The sequence below is a fragment of the Hydrogenophaga luteola genome (assembly GCF_042648585.1).
In the GTDB taxonomy this organism is placed as follows: domain Bacteria; phylum Pseudomonadota; class Gammaproteobacteria; order Burkholderiales; family Burkholderiaceae_C; genus Hydrogenophaga; species Hydrogenophaga luteola.
Map to the genome: position 1 here is coordinate 44,717 of NZ_JBHRXX010000007.1, position 19,396 is coordinate 64,112.

20 protein-coding genes are annotated in these 19,396 nt (G+C 66.3%); 6 read left to right on the top strand and 14 right to left on the bottom strand.

Features of this window, described 5'->3' with window-relative positions:
* Position 1 precedes the first annotated feature (1 nt).
* Genes ACFOPI_RS14875 through ACFOPI_RS14910 form a run of 8 tightly spaced genes read right to left on the bottom strand, consistent with a single transcriptional unit; the run spans position 2 to position 8,120 of the window.
* Positions 2 to 1,309 (bottom strand): TRAP transporter large permease, encoded by a 1,308-nt coding sequence (locus ACFOPI_RS14875; RefSeq protein WP_382175247.1) that lies wholly within the window; start codon positions 1,307 to 1,309, stop codon positions 2 to 4.
* Positions 1,306 to 1,914 carry a TRAP transporter small permease subunit gene (locus ACFOPI_RS14880; protein ID WP_382175250.1) on the bottom strand — a complete coding sequence of 203 codons (609 nt, stop codon included), beginning with the start codon at positions 1,912 to 1,914 and terminating at the stop codon, positions 1,306 to 1,308. The genes ACFOPI_RS14875 and ACFOPI_RS14880 overlap by 4 nt, the downstream gene beginning before the upstream one ends.
* Positions 1,915 to 1,918: 4 nt before the next feature.
* Positions 1,919 to 2,977, bottom strand: coding sequence for a TRAP transporter substrate-binding protein (locus ACFOPI_RS14885; protein ID WP_382175252.1), 1,059 nt, complete (start codon positions 2,975 to 2,977; stop codon positions 1,919 to 1,921).
* 31 nt (positions 2,978 to 3,008) lie between these two features.
* On the bottom strand, positions 3,009 to 4,532 hold the full coding sequence (locus ACFOPI_RS14890) for an amidohydrolase family protein (protein ID WP_382175255.1): 1,524 nt from the start codon (positions 4,530 to 4,532) through the stop codon (positions 3,009 to 3,011).
* Positions 4,529 to 5,278 (bottom strand): maleate cis-trans isomerase family protein, encoded by a 750-nt coding sequence (locus ACFOPI_RS14895; protein ID WP_382175258.1) that lies wholly within the window; start codon positions 5,276 to 5,278, stop codon positions 4,529 to 4,531. Before ACFOPI_RS14895 ends, ACFOPI_RS14890 begins: the two co-directional genes overlap by 4 nt.
* A gap of 2 nt (positions 5,279 to 5,280) precedes the next feature.
* Positions 5,281 to 6,561 (bottom strand): TRAP transporter large permease, encoded by a 1,281-nt coding sequence (locus ACFOPI_RS14900; RefSeq protein WP_382175261.1) that lies wholly within the window; start codon positions 6,559 to 6,561, stop codon positions 5,281 to 5,283.
* Positions 6,558 to 7,097 (bottom strand): TRAP transporter small permease, encoded by a 540-nt coding sequence (locus tag ACFOPI_RS14905; RefSeq protein ID WP_382175264.1) that lies wholly within the window; start codon positions 7,095 to 7,097, stop codon positions 6,558 to 6,560. Before ACFOPI_RS14905 ends, ACFOPI_RS14900 begins: the two co-directional genes overlap by 4 nt.
* An 18-nt stretch (positions 7,098 to 7,115) precedes the next feature.
* Positions 7,116 to 8,120 (bottom strand): TRAP transporter substrate-binding protein, encoded by a 1,005-nt coding sequence (locus tag ACFOPI_RS14910; RefSeq protein WP_382175267.1) that lies wholly within the window; start codon positions 8,118 to 8,120, stop codon positions 7,116 to 7,118.
* 334 nt (positions 8,121 to 8,454) lie between these two features.
* Here ACFOPI_RS14910 and ACFOPI_RS14915 point away from each other — a divergent pair, with 334 nt between their 5' ends.
* The 3 genes from ACFOPI_RS14915 to ACFOPI_RS14925 are packed head-to-tail and all read left to right on the top strand — an operon-like array spanning position 8,455 to position 10,794.
* Positions 8,455 to 9,132: a GntR family transcriptional regulator gene (locus tag ACFOPI_RS14915; RefSeq protein ID WP_382175270.1), complete on the top strand. Its 678-nt coding sequence runs from the start codon at positions 8,455 to 8,457 to the stop codon at positions 9,130 to 9,132.
* A gap of 16 nt (positions 9,133 to 9,148) precedes the next feature.
* Complete coding sequence (locus tag ACFOPI_RS14920) at positions 9,149 to 9,895, top strand: aspartate/glutamate racemase family protein (RefSeq protein WP_382175272.1); 747 nt, start codon at positions 9,149 to 9,151, stop codon at positions 9,893 to 9,895.
* A 23-nt stretch (positions 9,896 to 9,918) separates the two neighbouring features.
* Positions 9,919 to 10,794, top strand: coding sequence for a polysaccharide deacetylase family protein (locus ACFOPI_RS14925; RefSeq protein ID WP_382175275.1), 876 nt, complete (start codon positions 9,919 to 9,921; stop codon positions 10,792 to 10,794).
* An 87-nt stretch (positions 10,795 to 10,881) separates the two neighbouring features.
* Here ACFOPI_RS14925 and ACFOPI_RS14930 read toward each other — a convergent pair whose 3' ends face one another.
* The 3 genes from ACFOPI_RS14930 to ACFOPI_RS14940 all read right to left on the bottom strand — a co-directional run bounded on the left by ACFOPI_RS14930 (position 10,882) and on the right by ACFOPI_RS14940 (position 13,447).
* On the bottom strand, positions 10,882 to 12,084 hold the full coding sequence (locus ACFOPI_RS14930; protein ID WP_382175278.1) for an ammonium transporter: 1,203 nt from the start codon (positions 12,082 to 12,084) through the stop codon (positions 10,882 to 10,884).
* 145 nt (positions 12,085 to 12,229) lie between these two features.
* Entirely contained in the window at positions 12,230 to 12,895 is a 666-nt protein-coding gene (locus ACFOPI_RS14935; protein ID WP_382175281.1) for a phytanoyl-CoA dioxygenase family protein, read from the bottom strand.
* Between the two features lie 18 nt (positions 12,896 to 12,913).
* Positions 12,914 to 13,447 (bottom strand): DUF2867 domain-containing protein, encoded by a 534-nt coding sequence (locus ACFOPI_RS14940; RefSeq protein ID WP_382175284.1) that lies wholly within the window; start codon positions 13,445 to 13,447, stop codon positions 12,914 to 12,916.
* A 204-nt stretch (positions 13,448 to 13,651) separates the two neighbouring features.
* Between ACFOPI_RS14940 and ACFOPI_RS14945 the strand changes: the two genes are divergently transcribed.
* Genes ACFOPI_RS14945 through ACFOPI_RS14955 form a run of 3 tightly spaced genes read left to right on the top strand, consistent with a single transcriptional unit; the run spans position 13,652 to position 16,116 of the window.
* Positions 13,652 to 14,518 carry an alpha/beta hydrolase family protein gene (locus ACFOPI_RS14945; RefSeq protein WP_382175287.1) on the top strand — a complete coding sequence of 289 codons (867 nt, stop codon included), beginning with the start codon at positions 13,652 to 13,654 and terminating at the stop codon, positions 14,516 to 14,518.
* A gap of 20 nt (positions 14,519 to 14,538) precedes the next feature.
* Positions 14,539 to 15,222 carry a lipase secretion chaperone gene (locus ACFOPI_RS14950; protein WP_382175289.1) on the top strand — a complete coding sequence of 228 codons (684 nt, stop codon included), beginning with the start codon at positions 14,539 to 14,541 and terminating at the stop codon, positions 15,220 to 15,222.
* A 51-nt stretch (positions 15,223 to 15,273) separates the two neighbouring features.
* Positions 15,274 to 16,116 (top strand): helix-turn-helix transcriptional regulator, encoded by an 843-nt coding sequence (locus ACFOPI_RS14955; RefSeq protein WP_382175291.1) that lies wholly within the window; start codon positions 15,274 to 15,276, stop codon positions 16,114 to 16,116.
* Between the two features lie 4 nt (positions 16,117 to 16,120).
* Here ACFOPI_RS14955 and ACFOPI_RS14960 read toward each other — a convergent pair whose 3' ends face one another.
* The 3 genes from ACFOPI_RS14960 to argH all read right to left on the bottom strand — a co-directional run bounded on the left by ACFOPI_RS14960 (position 16,121) and on the right by argH (position 19,295).
* Positions 16,121 to 16,630, bottom strand: coding sequence for a bacteriohemerythrin (locus ACFOPI_RS14960; RefSeq protein ID WP_382175293.1), 510 nt, complete (start codon positions 16,628 to 16,630; stop codon positions 16,121 to 16,123).
* Positions 16,631 to 16,677: 47 nt separating this feature from the next.
* Complete coding sequence (locus ACFOPI_RS14965; protein WP_382175295.1) at positions 16,678 to 17,550, bottom strand: HDOD domain-containing protein; 873 nt, start codon at positions 17,548 to 17,550, stop codon at positions 16,678 to 16,680.
* A gap of 311 nt (positions 17,551 to 17,861) precedes the next feature.
* Positions 17,862 to 19,295, bottom strand: coding sequence for an argininosuccinate lyase (gene argH / locus ACFOPI_RS14970; protein ID WP_382175298.1), 1,434 nt, complete (start codon positions 19,293 to 19,295; stop codon positions 17,862 to 17,864).
* Positions 19,296 to 19,396: the final 101 nt, after the last annotated feature.

The window sequence follows — 19,396 nt, forward strand, 5'->3', positions numbered from 1 at the left end:
CTCATGGGCCGAAGAACAGCTCGGGCAGCCAGAGCGCGATCTGCGGGAAGTGGATCAGGATGGCGGTCATGGCAAACATCGACAGCAGGAACGGCAGCGTGCCCTGGAAGACCTCATTGATCGTGCCCTCGCGGCGCACGCCCTGGATGACGTACAGCGTCATGCCCACCGGCGGGCTGAGCAGCGAGATCTCGCACATCAGCACCATGAAGACGCCGAAGAACACCGGGTCGATGCCCGCCGCCACCACGAAGGGGAAGATGATGGGCACCGTGCCCACCAGCATCGGCAGGGTCTCGAAGAAGATGCCAAGCACCAGGTAGAAGGCCGCCAGCACCCACAGCAGCACCACCGGCGAGGCCTCGATCGACTTGACCACTTCGGCCAGCGACTGGGTGACGCCGAGCAGGCCCAGCACGAAGTTCAGGTAGAACGCAGCCGCGAGGATCAGCAGGCTCATGGCCGTGAGCCGTGTGGTCGCACGGAACGATTCGTGCAGCATCTGGACATTGAGCCTGCGATAGGCTGCCGCGACGATCAGCGAGCACACGACACCCAGGGCCGCGCTCTCCGACACGGTGGCCCAGCCGGTGTAGATGCTGCCCATCACGACCACGAACACGAACAGCGGGGCGAGCAGGTGCAGCAGCCTGCCGAGCTTTTCACGCAGGGGTGCGTCGGGTTCCCGGTGGCCGGCCAGGCCTGGGCGGGCGATGGCGATCGCCAGGATGGTCAGCATGAACAGCGCGGTCATGATCGCACCCGGCAGCAGTCCGGCGGCGTACAGCCGGCCGGCCGAGGTGTTGGTCATCGCGCCGTACACCAGGAAGGCGATGCCCGGAGGGATCAGATTGCCCAGGCTGGCGCCGGCCGCGATCGATCCCAGCACGAGCCGCTGGTCGTAGCCGCGGTGCTTGAACGTGGGCAGCGCGATGGTCGAGATCGTCGCGGCCGTGGCCACCGACGAGCCGGAGACGGCGGAGAACAGCGCCGAGGAGCCGATGTTGGTGTGCAGCAGGCCGCCCGGCAGCGGGTTGAGCCAGTCCGCCAGCGAGTGGTACATGCGGTCGGTGGCGCCACCGCGCACCAGGATCTCGCCGAGCAGGATGTACAGCGGGATCGACAGCAGTACGTAGTCCTCGGTGGCGGCCCACAGCTGGTTGCCGAAGGCGAACACCACCGGTGTGCCGAGGTAGCTGACCGCACCCAGCATGGCGACGGCCGCCATCACCGTGGCCACGTGCAGGCCCATGAACATGAGCAGCAGCATGAGGCCGAAGCCCAGACCGATTTCGAGGGGGCCGATCATCGCTGCCCTCCCTCCGGCGCTGCATCGGAAATCCGGATGCCGCCGGTTTCGCTTTCGATTTCCTCTTCCAGCGTGGGTGGACCGTAGACGCGGTTCAGGCGCTCCCGGTCCTTCACCAGCAGCAGGCAGGCGTGCACGGCCATGGCGGTTGCGGTCAGCGAGAACAGCAGGTAGCCGAAGAACCACAGCGACTGCGGGATCCACATCGGGGTTTGCAGCGGCGATGTGGAGTGGCTGTCGAACTCGATGCTTTCGGCCAGCACGTTGAAGGCGCGGTAGCTGGCGAACACGGCCACCGCGGCCAGGGTCACCATGGCCAGGGCGTTCAGTGCCGCCCGGGGGCCGGTGGGCAGGCGCCCGAGCAGGAAATCCACCCGGGTGTGGCCACGCGCCAGCAGGGTGAACGAGAAGCCCAGCGCGCTGGTGACGGCCAGGGTGTAGCCGCCAATCTCGTCCACCCCCTGAAGGCTGAAGTTGAACAGCTTGCGGGAGACCATCTCGACGCAGGTGCCCAGGGCGATCAGCAACAGCCACCAGCCCGAGGCCAGGGTGAAGAGGTCGGCCGTCCGCGCAAGGATGCGGAACGGCGCATGCTCGTGAGTCATGGCCTCACTCGATCCGCAGGCCGCGCGCCTTGCCGACGGTGCTGTTCCAGGTGTCGCTGCACTGCGGGTCGATCCTGTTGCACGAGGCCTTCCAGATCGGCAGCACCACCTTGGTGACCGCGTCCTTGACCTTCTTCTCGTCGGCCGGCGTCACCGGCACCAGGGTCATCTTGAAGCGCGTGCCGTCCTTGCAGGGTTCCTTGCCCACGTTGCAGTTCATGGCGTCACCGTTGGCGCGTTCGGCCAGGGACCACATCTCGTCTTCCATCTTCTTGAACTGGGCCAGCAGGCTCTTCTGGGCCGCCGGCGAGAACTTGTTCCAGTAGTCCAGGTTCATGAAATGGCCCTGCACCGAACCGGAGACCGACAGCGGGAGGAAATGCGTGGTGACCTCGGGCCATTTGCCCGAGTTGCCCGAGGTGGGTGAGGTCACGCCGCAGTCGGCCACACCCCGCTGCAGCGACGGGTACACCTCGGAGAACTGCATCGTCACCGGCGTGGCACCGAAGCTCTGGATCAGGGCCGCCATCGATGGCGTGAAGCTGCGCACCTTCAGACCCTTGAGGTCGTCAACGCTCTTGACGGGCTTGTTGCAATAGAACACCTGCGGGCCGAAGGGCCACAGGGTCATCACCTTGGCGTTGAAGCGCTTCTGCAGCCGCTCGTCGAACGCGCTCCGGTAGGCGTCGACCGCCTTGCGCAGGTCGGCCATGTTGGTGGAGACGCCGATCAGGTCGATGCCTTCGAAGAAGGGGTCGTCTCGCGAGGCCATGCCGATCTGCACGCTCATCACGTCAAAGGTGCCGGAGCGCAGCAGGCGCAGCGCGTCGGCGGCTTGCACGCCCAGCACGTCCATGGGGTTGTAGTTGACGTTCATCGTGGTGCCCAGCAGCTTGGGCAGCGCCACGAAGAATGGGCGTTCGATGGCGTCCACATGGTTCTTGTTGGACGAGAAGTTGCCCGCCACCCGCATGGACGTGGGGTCGTCCGCGTGCGCGAGAGGCGCCGCGAACAGGAGCGCCAGCGAAGCGGCGAGGGTGGCAACGTGGAGTCGGATCGTCATGGGAGTTCTCCTGGGTGTGGATTGAGAGGGTTCAGATGAGCGAACGGCGCAGGCCCACGTCGACGGTCGCGGCGCGGTCGAGCATGGCGCGGTAGTAGGGTTCCAGGCGCTGGGCGGCGCGCACGGCGTCGGCGCGCTGGTCGGCGTAGCCGGTCATCAGCGCCCGCATCTCGCGGCGCAGCGCCGCTTCGTCCAGGGTGGTGATGCGGCCCTCCTCGAAGACCACGCGGCCGGCAACGATGGTGGTGCGCACCGAAGCGCCATCCTCGCAATGCACCAGCTGGCGCTGCAGATCGTTCAGGGGCGTGAAGGCCGAGGTGTCGAGGTCGAGCAGGATCAGGTCGGCCTCGGCGTTCTCCACGAGCTGGCCCAGACGCCCCTCGGCCCTCAGCGCGCTGGCGCCGCCCCGTGTCATGGACCAGAGCACCTCGGCCGGTTCCGGCCAGGTGCGGTAGTCGGCGGACGACAGCGTGTGCAGCATGGCCGCGGTCTTGCCGACCTGCCAGGGGTTGATGGCGTCGTCGGTGTTCATCTCGTCGGTGCCCAGGCAGATGGGCACCCCGGCGTTGCGCAGGGCCCGCCACGGCATCACGCCGCTGCCCAGGCGCAGGTTGCACACCGGGTTGTGCGCGACGGTGCAGCCGCTGTCGGCCAACAGGGCGATGTCGGCCTCGTCGACCCAGATGGCGTGGATGACCATCATGCGTTCGTCGAGGTGGCCCAGGTCGTGCACATGGCGCAGCAGCGACTTGCCGTACTTCACCTGCCCCAGCACGCGTTGCAGGCGGGTTTCGAGGATGTGGATGTTGAACGGCAGGTCGTGCGCCTTCGACAGCGCCGACAGGCTGGCGAAGTAGTCGTCGGTCACGCGCTGCGGGGCCGAACAGGACACGGCCGCGGCCAGCCGGCCCTGCGCGGCGCCGTGCCAGCGGGAAATCAGGTGCTCGTACAGGGCCATCAGCTCGGCCGTGCTCTGGCGGGGAGCGGCGTCCATCGCACGCTTCTCGGCGGCCGGCAGCAGCTCGGCCAGATAGGGGTACTTCTCGTACTCGACCACGTTGGGCTGGTCGATCGCCACGGTGGCGCGGATGCCCGCATCCGCGTAGGCCTGCAGGATCGCGTCGATGCCTTCGGCGCTGGCCACCGGCACGTGGTAGGCGTCGTCGTGCACCGCGGTGACCCCTCGGCGCAGCATTTCCAGGGCGCCGACCATCGTGCGCACATAGGCCAGGCGCGAAGCGTCGCCGCCGGCCGCCAGCGGTGGCACCTCGTGCAGCATGAACACTTCGAGGGGGTAGCCCGGCAGCACGCCCTTCATCAGGTTGCCCGGCGAGTGAAAGTGGGCGTTGATCAGGCCGGGCATGGCGAGCTGGCCGCGGGCGTCGATGGTGCGCGCGCCGGCGGGCACGCCCTGCGCCGCGGCGCCCGGCCCGATGGCGACGATGCGGCCACCGTCGATCACGATGTCGGCGTCGGGCCAGTCGTGCCCCGCGTCGTCCAGGGCCAGCACCCGGGCGTGGCGGATGCACAGGGGCGGTGACACGGCGGCGCTCATCGACCGAACACCTGTCCCCAGTCGCGGGCCGCCCGGGTGTCGATGCCGAGCAGGCGCAGTGCCCCCCAGACGCCCATGGTCACCGTGTCGTAGATCGGCACGCCGAGCTCTTCCTCCAGCTCGGCGACGATCGGTGCGGCGGGAAAGTTGGTGCAGAAGCAGACGATGGCCTGAGGTTTCGAGGCGGCCAGTTCGCGCAACATGGCGGCAATGGTGTCGAGCGGGATCTGGCTGAAGGAGTAGTTGTCCGACAGACCGGCGTTGAGGGCGGCCGTGCAGCCGTATCCCTCTTTCGCGAAGCTGCGGACGATGCGGTCGCGGTAGCTGTCGACGTAGGGGCAGGCCAGTGCGAAGCGGGTGATGCCGTCCTCGCGGAAGACGGTGTCGATCGCCAGGGTCGATGTGGTGGACGCTGCCCCGGTGACCGCCTCGATGCGGGCGACCAGTTCGTGATCGAGCCGGAAGTCCAGGCTGCCCCCCTTGCTGCCGTTCCAGGCCACCACGTCGAGCCGGGCATCGCCCAGCACGCGGGCGGTTGCCAGCATGTCGTCGAAGTCGTAGGTCAGCGGAAACGGGTCGACAGCACCCACCACCGAGGTGCGCGAGAAGTGCGGCGAGACCTCGGGGAAATGGCGCAGGATGCCCAGCGTGACCCGTTCGACCACGGTGTTGGCCGAGGGCGTGACCCAGCCGACGAAGTGCCGCGGGGCCTCGAACAGGGCGCGGGGGGAAATGGCGGCCGACATGGTCAGTACCCCATCAGGCGCGGCAGCCACAGCACGATGCCGGGGAACAGCGCGCACAGCAGCAGGAGGCCATACATCAGCGCGACGAAAGGCCACACGTGCCGGACCAGTTCGCCCAGCTTGACGCCGCTGATGCCGCACAGCACGAACAGCACCACCCCCACCGGCGGCGTGAGCATGCCGATGACGAGGTTGAACACGAACAGGAAACCGAAATGCAGCGGATCGATGCCGTAGAGCAGGGCGATCGGGTGCAGCAGCGGCACGAGCATGATGTACGCCGCATTCGATTCGAGGAAGCAGCCGACCACGAACAGCGACAGGGTCACCAGCAACAGGAACACCAGCGGGTCCGACGTCAGGCCGCGCAGCAGGGCGGTCAACTGGGCCGGCAGCTGGTCCACCGTCAGCATGTAGGTGACCACCGATGCGAAAGCGATCATGGCGCCCACCACGGCGGACGTGATGGCGGTGCGGACCATGGCTTCGGGCAGGTCGGCCAGGGTCAGCCGCTTGGTGACGAAGAAGCCGATCAGCAGCGCATAGACCACCGCGACGGCCGAGCCCTCGGTGGCGGTGAACGCGCCGCCCACGATGCCCCCGATCACGATGATGGGCATCAGGAAGATGATCCAGGAGCGCTTGAGCTCATGGCCGACGCGCGACCACGAGAAGGCCTCGCCGGTCAGCGGATAGTTGCGCTTCCTGGCGATGTACCAGACAAGGAACATTATCGAAGCCACCAGGATCACGCCCGGCACCACGCCGGCCATGAACAGGCCGCCCACGGACACCGTGGGGCCGGCCATGAAGGCGTACACGATCATGGCGCCCGACGGCGGGATGATGGGCCCCAGGTTGGCCGCGGCCGCCACGACGGCCGACGAGAAGCCGACGCCATACACCTTGCGCAGCGACGGGATCATGGTGCTGCCGAGCGCGCTGGCGTCGGCCACCGCGGCGCCGGACACGGTGGACAGTCCCATGCCCGCCAGCACCGTGACGTGGGCCAGGCCGCCGCGGACGCGGCCGATCACGGCATTGGCCAGATCGATCAGCCGCTCCATGATGCCGGCCTTCATCATCAGCTCGCCGGCCAGGATGAAGAACGGAATGGTCATCAGCGGGAACGCGTTGACCGCGTTCATCATGCGCGACGGCAGCAGGTTGAAATCGACATCGCTGTAGGCCAGGCCGGCCACCGATGCGATGCCGAGCGAGAACGCCAGCGGCATGCCGAGCGCGGCGATGCCGAGGAAGACGAAGATGATCAGCAGGCTCATTCGGTGGCCGCCGTTTCTGTGTTTTTGGGTTTGCCGGTGAGGGCAATCCAGATCAGGTGCAAGGCCGAATGGGCGCACCCCACGCCCACGGCCACCAGAAACCAGCCCGCGCTGGCGTCCATCGAGATCATCAGTTCGTCCCACTGGTCCAGGGCCATGAGGGCGGACTGCCAGGCCACCAGCACCATCATGGCGGCGGCGGCGAGGGCCATGGCGCGCAGCAGCGCGTCCTGCACCACATCGGGCAGGCGGGCGGTCAGCAGCTCGATGCCGATGTGTGAACCGATGCGGATGCCCAGGGGGATGCCCAGGAAGATCGACCACACGAAAGTCAGGCGGGCGAGCTCGTCGGCAAAGCCGATCGAGCTGTTGAGGCCATAGCGCAGCACCACCTGCAACGACACGACGGCGACCATGGCACCCAGCAGCGCGACGATCAACCAGCCCGCCAGCGTGTCCAGGGTGTGAAGGGTCAGCGCCATGGGCCGCAGGCGACCCTGGTGCTGCTGCAGGTTCGGAGGGAGCAGGCGGCTCATGTCGTCACCGGCGGGGCGTCACTGACCCGAGGCCTTTTTCACTTCGGCGAGCACCTGGTCCACCAGCTCGGCGCCCACGCGCTTCTTGATGTCGTCCACGACGCCCGCGGTGGCGCGGCGCATGGCTTCGCGCTCGGAGGCCGGAATGGCGTCGTACTGCATGCCCTTCTTCTGCAGTTCCGCCAGCGCGGCGACGTCGGCTTTCGCGGCGGCGTCACGCTGCCAGGCCACCGCCTTGTCCATCGCGGTCCGGATCACCTTCTGGTGCTCGGGGGGCAGGGCCTGGAACTTCTTCCGGTTGGCAACCACGGCGATGAAGTCGAAGAAGTGGGCGGTGTTGGATACGTACTTCTGCACCTCGAAGAAGCGGCTGTCGTAGATCAGGTTGTACGGGTTCTCGTGGCCGTCGATGACCTTCTGCTCCATGGCCGAGTACACCTCCTTGATGTCCATGGACAGCGCGTTGGCGCCGAGCGCGCGGAAGGTGGCCAGGTGCGTCTCATTGGGTTGCAGGCGGATCTTCAGACCTTTGAGGTCGGCGATGGTCTTGATCGGACGCACGCTGTTGGTGACCTGGCGCGAGCCGAGCTCCATGAAGCCGAGCGCGATGAAACCCTTGTCCTCGAGCTTCTTGTCGATCAGTTCGCCGATCGGGCCGTCCATCACCTTGTAGGCGACTTCACGGTTGGGGAACAGGAAGGGCAGGCTCACCGCCTCCAGTTCGGGCACGGTGCGGGAGAGAAAGGCCATCCCGACCCAGGTCCCCATGATCGTGCCGGCGCGCGTCTGCGTGACGTTCTCCTGGGCGCCACCCAGCTGCATGTTCGGGAAGGTCTCGACGATCACCTTGCCGCCGGTGCCGGCCTCGACGTCCTTTTTGAACTGTTCGATGGCGATGGACGACGAGTGTTTGTCACTGAAATTGCCGGCAATGCGGATGCGTTCCTGTGCCCAGGCGGCCGAGACGACGGTGAGCGAGAGGGCGAAGGTGAGGCCGAGGCGGCCGATCCAGGAAGGGGTCATGAGGAAAGCTCCTGTGGGTTCGGGATAATGGGATCGCGAGCGCATCAAGTTGGATGCAAAACAACAAGATATTGCATACAAAAACAACTCGCTCATAAGTCCTTCGGCATCGAATTGGTGCGCAACAAGGGCTCCCTTCTTCGTGTTTGCAAGAAGCGGGCCAAAAGGTTTGCATGCAATGCTGAACTTGGCTTTCCTCTATGTATTTATGTGGGATTTCACCGAATCATTCTTGCTTTGGCAGAACACAAGCGATTAAACTGGCGCACATATTGGATACAAAATGGAAGAAACAAGCATACAAAAGAAGCGTGGAAGACCCTCCATCAGTCAGATGAAGAAGGAGCTCAGCGTCGACGCGATTCATCAGCGCGTGGTGCTGGCGATCGTCGAGCACCGGCTGCCGCCGGGCACCAAGCTGGGAGAGGAGAAGCTGGCCAAGGTGTTCGGCGTCAGCCGGACCATGATCCGGCAGGTCATCGAGCGGCTGGCGCACGACAGCATCGTGACGGTGCAGCCCAACCGGGGTGCATACGTGAGCAGCCCATCGGTGGAGGAGGCGAGGGAAGTGTTCGCGGCGCGACGCCTGATCGAGCCGGATCTGATCCGCCGCGCCGTGGCGACCGCCACGCCGGCCGACATCCGTCGCCTGAGAGATCACGTGGGTCTGGAGCACGCTGCCCGGGCCGCCAACGAGAAGCGCGCCATCATTCGCCTCTCAGGCGAGTTCCACCAGATCATTGCCGACATTGCCGGCAACCGCTTTCTTGCACGCACCATGCGCGAGCTGGAGACGCTGACCTGCCTGGTCATCATCCTCTACGACGCGCCGAACGTCCCGGCCTGCCCATACCACGAGCACAGCGACCTGGTCGATGCCATCGAGGCGCGCGATGCGGACAAGGCCGCGCATCTGATGGTCGACCACCTGGGGCATGTGGAAGCCTCACTCGATTTCGGGCGCGACGATGACGGCGAAGTCGATTTCGAGGCGGTTTTCGCCGCGAACTGAGCCCCGGGAGCCTCCCATGCGCTTGCTGGTCATCAATGCCAACACGTCGGACATCGTCACTGAGAAGGTGGCCGCGCAAGCGCGGCGCAGCGCTTCACCGGGCACCGAGATCGTGCCGGTCACGGGCACCTTTGGTGCGCGGGTGATCGCCACCCGCGCCGAACTGGCGATGGGCGAGCACTCGACCATCGTGCTCGCCGCGCGGCACGCCGAGGGCTGCGACGCCGTGGTGGTGGCCGTTTCCTACGACACGGGTGTCCGGGCCGCGCGCGAACTGTTGCCGGTGCCTGTGGTCGGCATGACGGAGGCGGCCCTGCACACCGCCTGCATGCTGGGCGGGCGCATGGGCATCATCCTGTTCGGTCGTCGTGTCCTGCCGCTGTACCAGGAGCTGGTGGCGTCGTACGGCCTGTCCAGCCGGATCGCAGGTTGGCGGGCGCTCGAAAGCACGGCCGCCTACGGTCGGGGCACCCACGACGAACTCGACCGCGAGATCGAGCGCACGGCCTGTGACCTGGTCGAACGCGATGGTGCGGAAGTGGTCGTGCTCACCGGCGCCGTGATGGCGGGTGTCCCTGCGCGCGTGCAAGGGGCGGTGCCCGTGCCGGTGGTCGATTGCATCGACGCCGCCGTGCGCCAGGCCGAGTTGCTGGCGCAGCTGAAGCTGCCCAAGCCGACGGCGGGCAGCTATGCCTTGCCACCACCGCGCGAACTGGTGGATGTGGACCACGCGATCGCGGCACGCCTCGGTCGAGGCGCCTGAATACCCCCTTCACGGAGATCCCGATGTTGCGCAGTCATGGCCGTTTTCCCTATACGCCCATCGTGTCCCGACCGGCGGGGCGGTGGCCAGGTGGCCACGGGCTCGCCGTCTATGTGGCCCTCAACCTGGAGCACTACGCCTTCGGTGAGGGCCTCGTCGAAGACCTCGTGCCCGGCATCCCCGCGCCGGACGTGCTCAACAACAGTTGGCGCGAATATGGAAACCGCGTGGGCGCCTGGCGTCTGCGCGAGTTGCTGCAGCAGTGCGGGCTGCCGGTGACCCTGCTCATCAACAGCGAGCTCTACGCGGTCGCACCCGACCTGGTGGCCGCCTTCCGCACCGACGGCGCCGAGATCGCCTCCCACGGGCGCACGAACTCCGAACACCAGGCGGATCTGGCGGAGGAGGACGAGCGGGCGTTGATCGATCACGTCACCGAGACGATCGCCCGCCACGAGGGGCGGCGGCCGGCCGGCTGGCTGAGTCCCTGGATTGCCGAAACCGAACGCACACCCGACCTGCTGCATGAAGCGGGCTACCGCTATGTGCTGGACTGGTGCATGGACGACCAGCCGGTGTGGCTGCGCACCAGGGGTGGACGGCTCCTGGCGGTGCCGTATCCGCAGGAACTCAACGACAGCGCGGCCATCATCGGGCGACAGATGCACGCCGGGGACTTTGCGGACATGATCGTGGACCAGTTCGACGAGATGCTTGAGCAGGCCGACCGCCATCCGCAGCCGCTGGTCATGGGCATCGCCCTGCACGCGATGATCACTGGGCAGCCCTTCCGCCTGCGCCAGCTCCGGCGCGCACTCGAGCACATCGCCAGGAAGCGGGATGGCTGCTGGCTGACCACGGCCGGCGCCATTGCGGAAGCGGGCTACACCCCCGAATAAGCGCCTGGCGCCAAGGGAGCGCGGCGCTTCAACGGCCCGCGGTCGTCGGATCGCGTCGCACCCGAACGGTGGATGCGCATACGCGGGTCACCAGCTGACTTCGCGGTCCGGCGTGGCGCTGATCTTGTGGATGCTCAGGTCGGCGCCGTCGTACTCCTCTTCCTGGTCCAGCCGAAGGCCCAGGGTGAGCTTGAGCAACCCGTAGACCACCACCCCGCCCAGCAGCGCCCAGGCCACGCCTATGGCAGTTCCCAGCAGTTGCGCACCGAAGCTGACGCCACCCAGGCCGCCCAGCGCCTGTTGGCCGAAGAGTCCGGCGGCGATGCCGCCCCAGGTGCCGCACAGGCCATGCAGCGGCCAGACGCCGAGCACGTCGTCGATCTTCCAGCGGTTCTGGGTCAACGTGAACATGGAGACGAACAGCAAGCCAGCCACCACGCCCACCACCAGTGCGCCCAGCGGGTGCATCAGGTCCGAGCCGGCGCAGACGGCGACCAGGCCGGCCAACGGGCCGTTGTGCACGAAGCCAGGGTCGTTCTTGCCGGCGATCAGCGCGGCCAGCGTGCCGCCGACCATGGCCATCAGCGAGTTGACCGCGACCAGACCCGAGATCTTGTCCAGCGTCTGGGCGCTCATGACGTTGAAGCCGAACCAGCCGACGCACAGGATCCAGGCGCCCAGCGCCAGGAACGGGATGTTCGAGGGCGGGTGGGCCGAGATGCCGCCGTCCTTGCGGTAGCGGTTGGCGCGCGCGCCGAGGAAGATCACCGCGGGCAGGGCGATCCAGCCGCCGACGGCGTGCACCACCACCGAGCCGGCGAAATCGTGGAAGGTCGCACCGGTCGTGGCCTCGATCCAGGCCTGCACGCCGAAGTGGCCGTTCCAGGCGATACCTTCGAAGAAGGGGTAGAAGAAGCCGACGATGACGGCCGTAGCGATCAGTTGCGGCCAGAACTTGGCGCGTTCGGCAATACCGCCGGAAATGATGGCCGGGATGGCGGCGGCAAAGGTCAGCAGGAAGAAGAACTTGACCAGGTCGTAGCCGTTCTTCTGCGCCAGCGTTTCGGCGCCGATGAAGAAGTGCGTGCCGTAGGCGACGCCGTAGCCCACGACGAAGTAGGCGATGGTCGAGACCGAGAAATCGACCAGGATCTTGACCAGGGCGTTGACCTGGTTCTTCTTGCGAACCGTGCCGAGCTCCAGAAAGGCGAAACCGGCGTGCATGGCCAGAACCATGATCCCGCCGAGCAGGATGAACAGGGCATCTGCGCCCTGTTTGAGTGCGTCCATGAAAAATCTCCGTGCAGAAGGCTTGTTTTGGTGCGTGATTGGCGCCAAAACAGGGTCTGCATGGCGAATCGCACCATGTCAAAGCAAAAACTGAGCCAAATGATTGTTGCTGGTGCATTGGGCACCGATGGGGTGCCTGCTTGCATCACGCCGCATGCAGCCAGGCCATTCCGTCGGGGAGCGCGCGCGGACCGAAGACATAGTGAAGCACCCTCCGCCGGCTGCTGCCCAGGGCCTTGGAAGATCGGTGCAGCAGCAAGGGGCGCATCAGGAAGGCATCGCCGGGTGTTGCTGGGCAGGATTGGTCCCCTGCGCGCAGGCGGATGGCCTCGTCCGGTGTGATCACGCCCTGCAGGTGCGAACCGGGAACCACTGAAAGCGCGCCGTCATCGGGGCCGCAGGCGTCCAAGTGCACACGCACTGCGAGAAGCTGTTCGAGGACCTGCACAGGGGGTTGCACATATTGGGTGCCGTCTTTGCGCGACCAGGCCTTCCAGTCTGGATGGTTCGTTTGGCCCACGACTGGAAAGCTGAGGTCCTGGTGCACCGCCACGAGCCAATTGAGGTCGGCCGACTTTTCAAAACAGATGCATTGCAGTGCGACCAGGTCGGGAGTGAGCACCGGCGCCAGCGCTGGGTGGCGGCGCAGACGGGCGGTCAGCTCGGCGCACCACGGCTCGACGAGGCGCTCGCGCTGGCCCGGCTTGCCGCCCCCCGCTTCCAGTTGCGAACCGAGCGCTTGCACTTCGGTGGCCGCCAGGACCGCTTCGACCATGGCACAGCCATGCTGATCAATCTGTTCTCGCAGCATGAGGTGGGCTCCGGGCGCTCAGGTGTTCACCTGGGCACGAAGTCCGATGGTGCGCAGCACCGAAGGCGCAATCAGCGTGTGCATGGGCTTGACCGGCAGCATGTACAGCCGGCCTAGCAGGTTCTTGGTGTGGACCACGGTGGTGACGGTCACGCGCACGGGCTGACCGGTCGGGCGGGCGCAATGCACCGAGACCACCACGTCCAGGTGCTTGTCGCGGTCGCCCAGCAGCACCTCGTCGGGCGTGTTCTCGAACAGGGTGAAGATGCCCACGCGCTCGCCAGGCCGGTAATCCGCGTCGGGGCGGGCGGGGTTGATCTCAGAGAGTTCGCCCAGGTTCTTCAGGCCCACCAGCTGCACCGCACGGTTGCGCAGCGTCATGCAGGCGTCGACCCAGCGCGGCGTGGCCCGGGCCGATTTCAGGAACTGGCCGAGCGCGCTCAGCGACGGGTCGGCGGCATCGATGGCCCATGCATCGTGGAAGTTGGCACCTTCCAGGCGCTGGGCGATGCGGCTGCCCGCAGGCGGGGTAACGGCGGTGGGGGTGTTCATCAAGTTGAATGGGTTTGGTTGGACAAGCTGCCCAGCTTTGTTGTCTCGTTGGCGACAGTGGCTGTGTTTCGATGCAGCGCCCACATCAAGTCGGTACAAGCGCGCGGATGAACGGCTTCCTAGCATGGCCTGGCCGCGTGCCGTCCGTTCCAGACGGACAGGCAGTGGCGCCAACAAGACCAACCAATCCATCAAGGAGACATCATGACCGATCGACCGATCCACCCGCGCCGGCACCTGACATGGCGCGCCGCCTGCCTTCTTTCCCTGGTGACTCTGGGGCTGGCTCAGGCGCAGACCACCGCGCCCACCTCGTCATCGCTCAACGCGACTTCAGGCTACCTCAGCATCTCCAGCGAAAGCGTGTCCCGACTCTCGGCCAGCGGCTTTGGCGGTGGCACGATCTACTACCCGCGCACCGCGGGTCAGTACGGACTGATCGCGATCAGTCCCGGCTTCACGGCCACTCAAAGCAGCGTGGCCTGGATCGGCGAGAAGCTGTCGTCGCATGGGTTTGTGGTGATCGTGATCAACACCAACTCGACACTGGACCAGCCCTCTTCGCGCGCGCGACAGCTGCGGGCGGCGCTCAGCCACGCGCTCAACCGGTCCAGTGCCACGGTGCGGGGGCGCATCGACCCCTCGCGCCAGGCGGTGGCCGGGCATTCCATGGGTGGCGGCGGCTCGCTGATTGCGGCCGAGGACGACCCGACGCTCAAGGCCGCGTTCCCGCTCACGCCCTGGAACACCACCAGCAGCTTCACGCAGGTGCGGGTGCCCACCATGATCTTCGGCGCCGACGGCGACACCGTCGCCGCCGTGACGGTGCACGCCCGGCCGTTCTACACCAGCATCCCGTCGACCACGTCCAAGGCGTATGCTGAGCTGCAGAACGCGACGCACTTTGCACCCAACGTGCGCAACGAGGCCATCGGTCGCTACGGTGTGGCCTGGATGAAGCGTTTCATGGACGGTGACACCCGTTACTCGACCTTCCTGTGCGGCGCGGAGCACAACAGCTACAACACCACGTTGCGTTTTGATCGCTATCAGAGCAACTGCCCGTACTGACTGCCATGGACAAGAAGCGCGTGAATGCCTGCCTCGTGGCCGGCTGTGGCGTGCTGCTGGTGGTGGTGGCGTTCTGGGTCAAGGGTCTTGAAGAGAAGCCCGGATCGGCGCCGCTGGTCACCGGTTCGGCGCCTGCGACGCCGTCCCGGACCGCACCCAGCCTCTGGCTGGATGCTCGTCTGGGCACGGAGCCCGAGCCAGCCCCTTTGCCGGCCCCGGTCGAAGCCTGGATGCCCCCGGTTCAGGCACCGTCAAGCGGCGGTGGCCGGGTGTTCGGGGTCGACCTGGCGGGCAACCTGAAGCTGGACGAGCGCATGCGGGTGGCGATGGAGAACCTCGTGGTGCTGACGCCACCAGAGCGCCTCGCCAACGTTCTTGACGAGCAACTGGCCGGCTTGCCGCCCAAGGCGGCGGCCGCGGCCAGGGACCTCGTTGTTCGTTACCAGGGCTACGAGCAGGCCCAGAAGCTGTCGTCGTCTTCTGCCAAGGCGCCGCTGGTGCCTGAGGAGGGACTGGCCGAACTGGACGAACTCCGGGCCTTGAGAAGCAGCTACTTCGGAGAGGAGGTCGCCCGGCGGCTCTATGGGGAGGAGGAGGCTGTGACACGCAGGCTGCTGGAGCTGATGCGGGATGACCCGGTGCCGGACGCTCCCATGGAGGAAAAAGCTGTGCGGGCGCAGGCACGCTACGATGCGCAGCGCTAGCACGGGGGCGCCTGTTCGCCAGGTGCGCCCTTCTTTTTGTGGGGCGGTCAGATGGCTTCTTCAGATGTTTCGGGCGCCGAGAAAGACCACAGGGCTGGTCGGGCGCAGGGCGCCCGCTGCCGGCTCCTGGGCGACAGCTTCTGTTTCGCCTGCCACAGCCTGGAGAGCCGGGCGTGCCGGCATTCGGTCACCCTGCTGCAGTCGCTGGACGAGCACAGGGGACTGGTGGTGTCCACCGATCAGGGAGAGGTGTCCGGCAAGCTGCTGATGGTGGCGCCCCTGGTCGAGCGCTCGCTCTGGGCGGCCGGCATTCCCTTTCTGCTGATCGATGTCGAGCCCCTGCATTGGGCGTTTCGCCGGTTTGTCCAGGCGGCCGACGCGCGGGTGCGCAGCCTTGACCACCTGGGATTCAACGCGCTGCGATCCGTTGGCACTGCCTTCCTGGCCGACGCGCTTGCGGGTCAGGCGCTGGACAAGGCGATCCGTCGTGCCCTTGGGGAGCTTGTGTCGGCGTTCGCACCCGTGCCTGATCTGGATCCCCGGGTGCGCTGGATGATGGTTGAAATCCAGAGCGACCCGTCGCGCGAGCTGACGGAACTTGCGGCGCAACTCGGACTGTCCGTCGAGCATGCCTCCCGTCTGTTCTCTGCGCAGGCTGGTCTGTCGCTTCGGGTCTATGCCCTGTCGTGCAAGATCCGGCTGGCGGCGCGCCATCTAGGGCGAGGGCACCCGCTCACAGAGGTGGCCCAGATGGCTGGATTTTCCGATTCAGCGCACTTCGCCAAGGTTTGGACGCGCTGCTATGGCGCGTCGCCGTCGGCGTTCTTTCCGCCCACCCGGATGAAGGTCGACCAGACGGCCCTGCCGGGGTGGATCGAACCGCCGGCCTACTGACGGTTCAGCTGCAGCTGACGCTGCCGCAACCGCTCATCGTGGCCGGGCGGACCTTGCTCGGGTCGGCCAGGGTTTCGGTTCGGGAGTCGAAGCCGACTTCCTTCATGTGCAGCGCCAGTCCGGCGTCCATGCTCGCGGCGTGCTGCGGGAACCACTCGACCAGTGCCTCGGCCAGGCGGGTGATGATTTCCTTGTCGTCTTTTTCGTAGTGCTCCACCACGGCGTGCAGCGTCTCCATGATGGTGGCGTGGTGGCTGGCGTGGCAGTTGTCGGGTGCGAAGCCGGTGGCCACCATCCAGCGCTCTTCCTGGGCGAAGTGCTCCTTGGTGTGCTCGACGAACTCAAGGTAGAGCGGCAGCTGCTGGTCTTGGGGCGTGGCCAGCAGCCGGTTGAGCATGTCCACGAACTCTTCGTGGGTGTCGTCCATGCGGCCGTCGCCGGTCTGCAGCTGCGGGGTCCAGTTCAGGCCGGTGGTGGCCTGGGCGGGGGCTTCGGAGGTGGTGGTCGCGTCCATGGGGCGTCACTGTAGCCGCAAACCCCTGCCAGGGCGCTTGACCGGGGTCAAGCCTCGGCGGTGGTGCGGCCCATCATCTGGTCCAGCGCGGCCTGCAGTTCGGGCGCGGCCAGCGCCTGATCGAGTCGGGCCAGGGCGGGGTGGGCCAGGCTGGCGCGCAGGTGGTGGGTGTCGGCAGCGATGTCCAGCGCCGGGTCGTAGCCTTCCAGGCTGTCGAGCTCGCCGAGTGCGAAGCGCTCGCCCAGCCGGGCGCAGAGATAGGCCAGCGCAAAGCGCGGGGCTCGGGCGCGGTCGGTCACCATGAAAGGGGTGACCAGCTGGCGACCGACGCCACGGACCTCATCGATCAGACCCTCCGGCAGGTCCCAGGACTTCATCAGCAAGCTGCCGATTTCGCTGGCGTTCAGACCCAGCAGTTCCTGTTCGGTGCACGCACGCTGCAGCCGATCCTGGTGGTGCCATTGCTCGAGGCGCGAAGCCGGGATGAGGGAGGCCGCCGCGAGCTGCCCCACGAAGCTGAGAACGACCTGGGTCGACAGGTTGCCCATGTCGGGCAGGTTCAGCGCCTTGCCCAGCCGCACGCAGAGTTCGCTGGCAATGGCGCTGGCCTGCCAGATGGCGTCGAAGCAGCGCTGCGCTTCGGCCAGTTTGGGCTTGAAGGCCTCGGCCAGCATGTACTGCAGGCAGAGGCTGCGCACCGTGTTCATGCCCAGAAAGGTCACCGCTTGCCCGATGCCAGTGACCGGCTTTTGCAGGCCGTAGAGGGGTGCATTCACGGTGGACAGCACTTTGGCTGCAATCAGTGGCTCACCCATCACCAGTTCGCTGAGCTCGGCCGAACCGGCCTTGGCCACGAACTCCGGCGACAGCAGCTTCTGCATCGAGCGTGGGGGACGCGGGATGCCTTTGATGGCTTTCAACAGAGCATCCTGACGCGAGGCATCCAGGTTCTGCTCGGTATGCCATTGGTAGGCGCTCAGTTCCGGCGGAACGGGCACTTCTGGCATCAGTGGCGAGTGCGCCGCAACCGAGGGGGCCGCGGCCGGAGTTGCCCGGGTGGGGGGGAGGCTGCGTGCCGCTTTTCTTTGTTCAGATGCCGTCTTTGCTGGTTGCTGACGAAAAAAAGAGAAAAAAGACACAGTGCCCCCCATTCCTGTTGGCAACCCGCACCATTACGGATTGAACTAGGAATGGATCGACCGATTCAGCCCAATCTTGAGCGGTCAATGGGTCAGGCGAAGCGGGCGCGGTGGCGCGCGATCTGCGCCTTCACCTGGGCCGGCGCGGTGCCGCCCAGGGTGTTGCGTGCGTTGAGGCTGCCGCGAAGGCTCAGGCATTCGTACACGTCTTTTTCGATCGAGGCGTTAAAGCCCTGCAGCACGGTCAGCGGCAGCTCGGACAGGTCGCAGTTGTGGCTGGTGGCGGCCTTGACGGCGTGGGCCACGGTTTCGTGTGCGTCGCGGAAGGGCAGGCCCTTTTTCACCAGGTAGTCGGCCAGGTCTGTGGCGGTGGCATAGCCCTTGTTGGCAGCAGCCTCCATGGCCACAGCGTTGACGGTGATGCCGCCCTCTTTCTTCCCGGTGGCAGAGTTCAACTGGCCGCCCACCATCTCGCAGAAGATGCGCAGCGTGTCCTTGAGCGTGTCCACCGTGTCGAACAGCGGCTCCTTGTCTTCCTGGTTGTCCTTGTTGTAGGCCAGGGGCTGGCCTTTCATCAGGGTGATCAGGCCCATCAGGTGGCCGACCACGCGGCCCGTCTTGCCGCGCGCCAGTTCGGGCACGTCGGGGTTTTTCTTTTGCGGCATGATCGACGAGCCGGTGGTGAAGCGGTCGGCGATCTTCACGAAGCCGAAGTTCTGGCTCATCCACAAAATCAGCTCTTCGCTGAAGCGGCTGATGTGCACCATGCAAAGGCTGGCGGCGGCGGTGAATTCGATCGCGAAGTCGCGGTCGCTCACGCCGTCCAGGCTGTTCTGGCACACGCCTTCCATGCCCAAGGTTTTCGCCACGCGCTCGCGGTCCAGCGGGTAGGTGGTGCCGGCCAGCGCGGCGCTGCCCAGCGGCAGGCGGTTGGTGCGGCGGCGCACGTCGGCCATGCGCTCGGCGTCGCGGGCGAACATTTCCACATAGGCCAGCAGGTGGTGGGCAAAGCTCACCGGCTGGGCCACCTGCAGGTGGGTGAAACCGGGCAGGATCACGTCCACGTTCTGTTCGGCCACGTCCACCAGCGCCACCTGCAGCTCCTTGAGCAGGTCGCTGATCAGGTCGATCTCATCGCGCAGCCACAGGCGCACATCGGTGGCCACCTGGTCGTTGCGGCTGCGGCCGGTGTGCAGGCGCTTGCCGGCGTCGCCCACCAGTTGGGTCAGGCGGGCCTCGATGTTCAGGTGCACGTCTTCCAGGTCCAGCTTCCATTCGAAGCTGCCGGCCTCGATCTCGGCGCGGATCTGCGCCATGCCGCGCTGGATGTCGGCCAGGTCGCTGGCCGCGATGATGTTCTGCGCAGCCAGCATTTCGGCGTGGGCCAGGCTGCCGGTGATGTCGGCCAGCCAGAGGCGCTTGTCGAAAAACACGCTGGCGGTGTAGCGCTTGACCAGCTCGCTCATGGGCTCCGAGAATAGGGCGGACCAGGCTTCGGATTTTTTGTCGAGTTGGTTGGTGGACATGGTGGTGCCAGCGGCGAGAGAAAGGATCGGAGGGCGGCGCGTGCGCCTGGAGGAATGGGCCCGGGCGCTGTGGCCCATGCGGTCTGACGGCGACAACCTAT

Coding starts and splice junctions, on each gene's coding strand:
- ACFOPI_RS14910 (WP_382175267.1), bottom strand. CDS start 8,120: ATGACCCCTTCCTGGATCGGCCGCCTCGGCCTCACCTTCGCCCTCTCG.
- ACFOPI_RS14895 (WP_382175258.1), bottom strand. CDS start 5,278: ATGTCGGCCGCCATTTCCCCCCGCGCCCTGTTCGAGGCCCCGCGGCAC.
- argH (WP_382175298.1), bottom strand. CDS start 19,295: ATGTCCACCAACCAACTCGACAAAAAATCCGAAGCCTGGTCCGCCCTA.
- ACFOPI_RS14885 (WP_382175252.1), bottom strand. CDS start 2,977: ATGACGATCCGACTCCACGTTGCCACCCTCGCCGCTTCGCTGGCGCTC.
- ACFOPI_RS14940 (WP_382175284.1), bottom strand. CDS start 13,447: ATGAACACCCCCACCGCCGTTACCCCGCCTGCGGGCAGCCGCATCGCC.
- ACFOPI_RS14925 (WP_382175275.1), top strand. CDS start 9,919: ATGTTGCGCAGTCATGGCCGTTTTCCCTATACGCCCATCGTGTCCCGA.
- ACFOPI_RS14915 (WP_382175270.1), top strand. CDS start 8,455: ATGAAGAAGGAGCTCAGCGTCGACGCGATTCATCAGCGCGTGGTGCTG.
- ACFOPI_RS14930 (WP_382175278.1), bottom strand. CDS start 12,084: ATGGACGCACTCAAACAGGGCGCAGATGCCCTGTTCATCCTGCTCGGC.
- ACFOPI_RS14905 (WP_382175264.1), bottom strand. CDS start 7,097: ATGAGCCGCCTGCTCCCTCCGAACCTGCAGCAGCACCAGGGTCGCCTG.
- ACFOPI_RS14935 (WP_382175281.1), bottom strand. CDS start 12,895: ATGCTGCGAGAACAGATTGATCAGCATGGCTGTGCCATGGTCGAAGCG.
- ACFOPI_RS14945 (WP_382175287.1), top strand. CDS start 13,652: ATGACCGATCGACCGATCCACCCGCGCCGGCACCTGACATGGCGCGCC.
- ACFOPI_RS14955 (WP_382175291.1), top strand. CDS start 15,274: ATGGCTTCTTCAGATGTTTCGGGCGCCGAGAAAGACCACAGGGCTGGT.
- ACFOPI_RS14890 (WP_382175255.1), bottom strand. CDS start 4,532: ATGAGCGCCGCCGTGTCACCGCCCCTGTGCATCCGCCACGCCCGGGTG.
- ACFOPI_RS14920 (WP_382175272.1), top strand. CDS start 9,149: ATGCGCTTGCTGGTCATCAATGCCAACACGTCGGACATCGTCACTGAG.
- ACFOPI_RS14960 (WP_382175293.1), bottom strand. CDS start 16,630: ATGGACGCGACCACCACCTCCGAAGCCCCCGCCCAGGCCACCACCGGC.
- ACFOPI_RS14875 (WP_382175247.1), bottom strand. CDS start 1,309: ATGATCGGCCCCCTCGAAATCGGTCTGGGCTTCGGCCTCATGCTGCTG.
- ACFOPI_RS14880 (WP_382175250.1), bottom strand. CDS start 1,914: ATGACTCACGAGCATGCGCCGTTCCGCATCCTTGCGCGGACGGCCGAC.
- ACFOPI_RS14900 (WP_382175261.1), bottom strand. CDS start 6,561: ATGAGCCTGCTGATCATCTTCGTCTTCCTCGGCATCGCCGCGCTCGGC.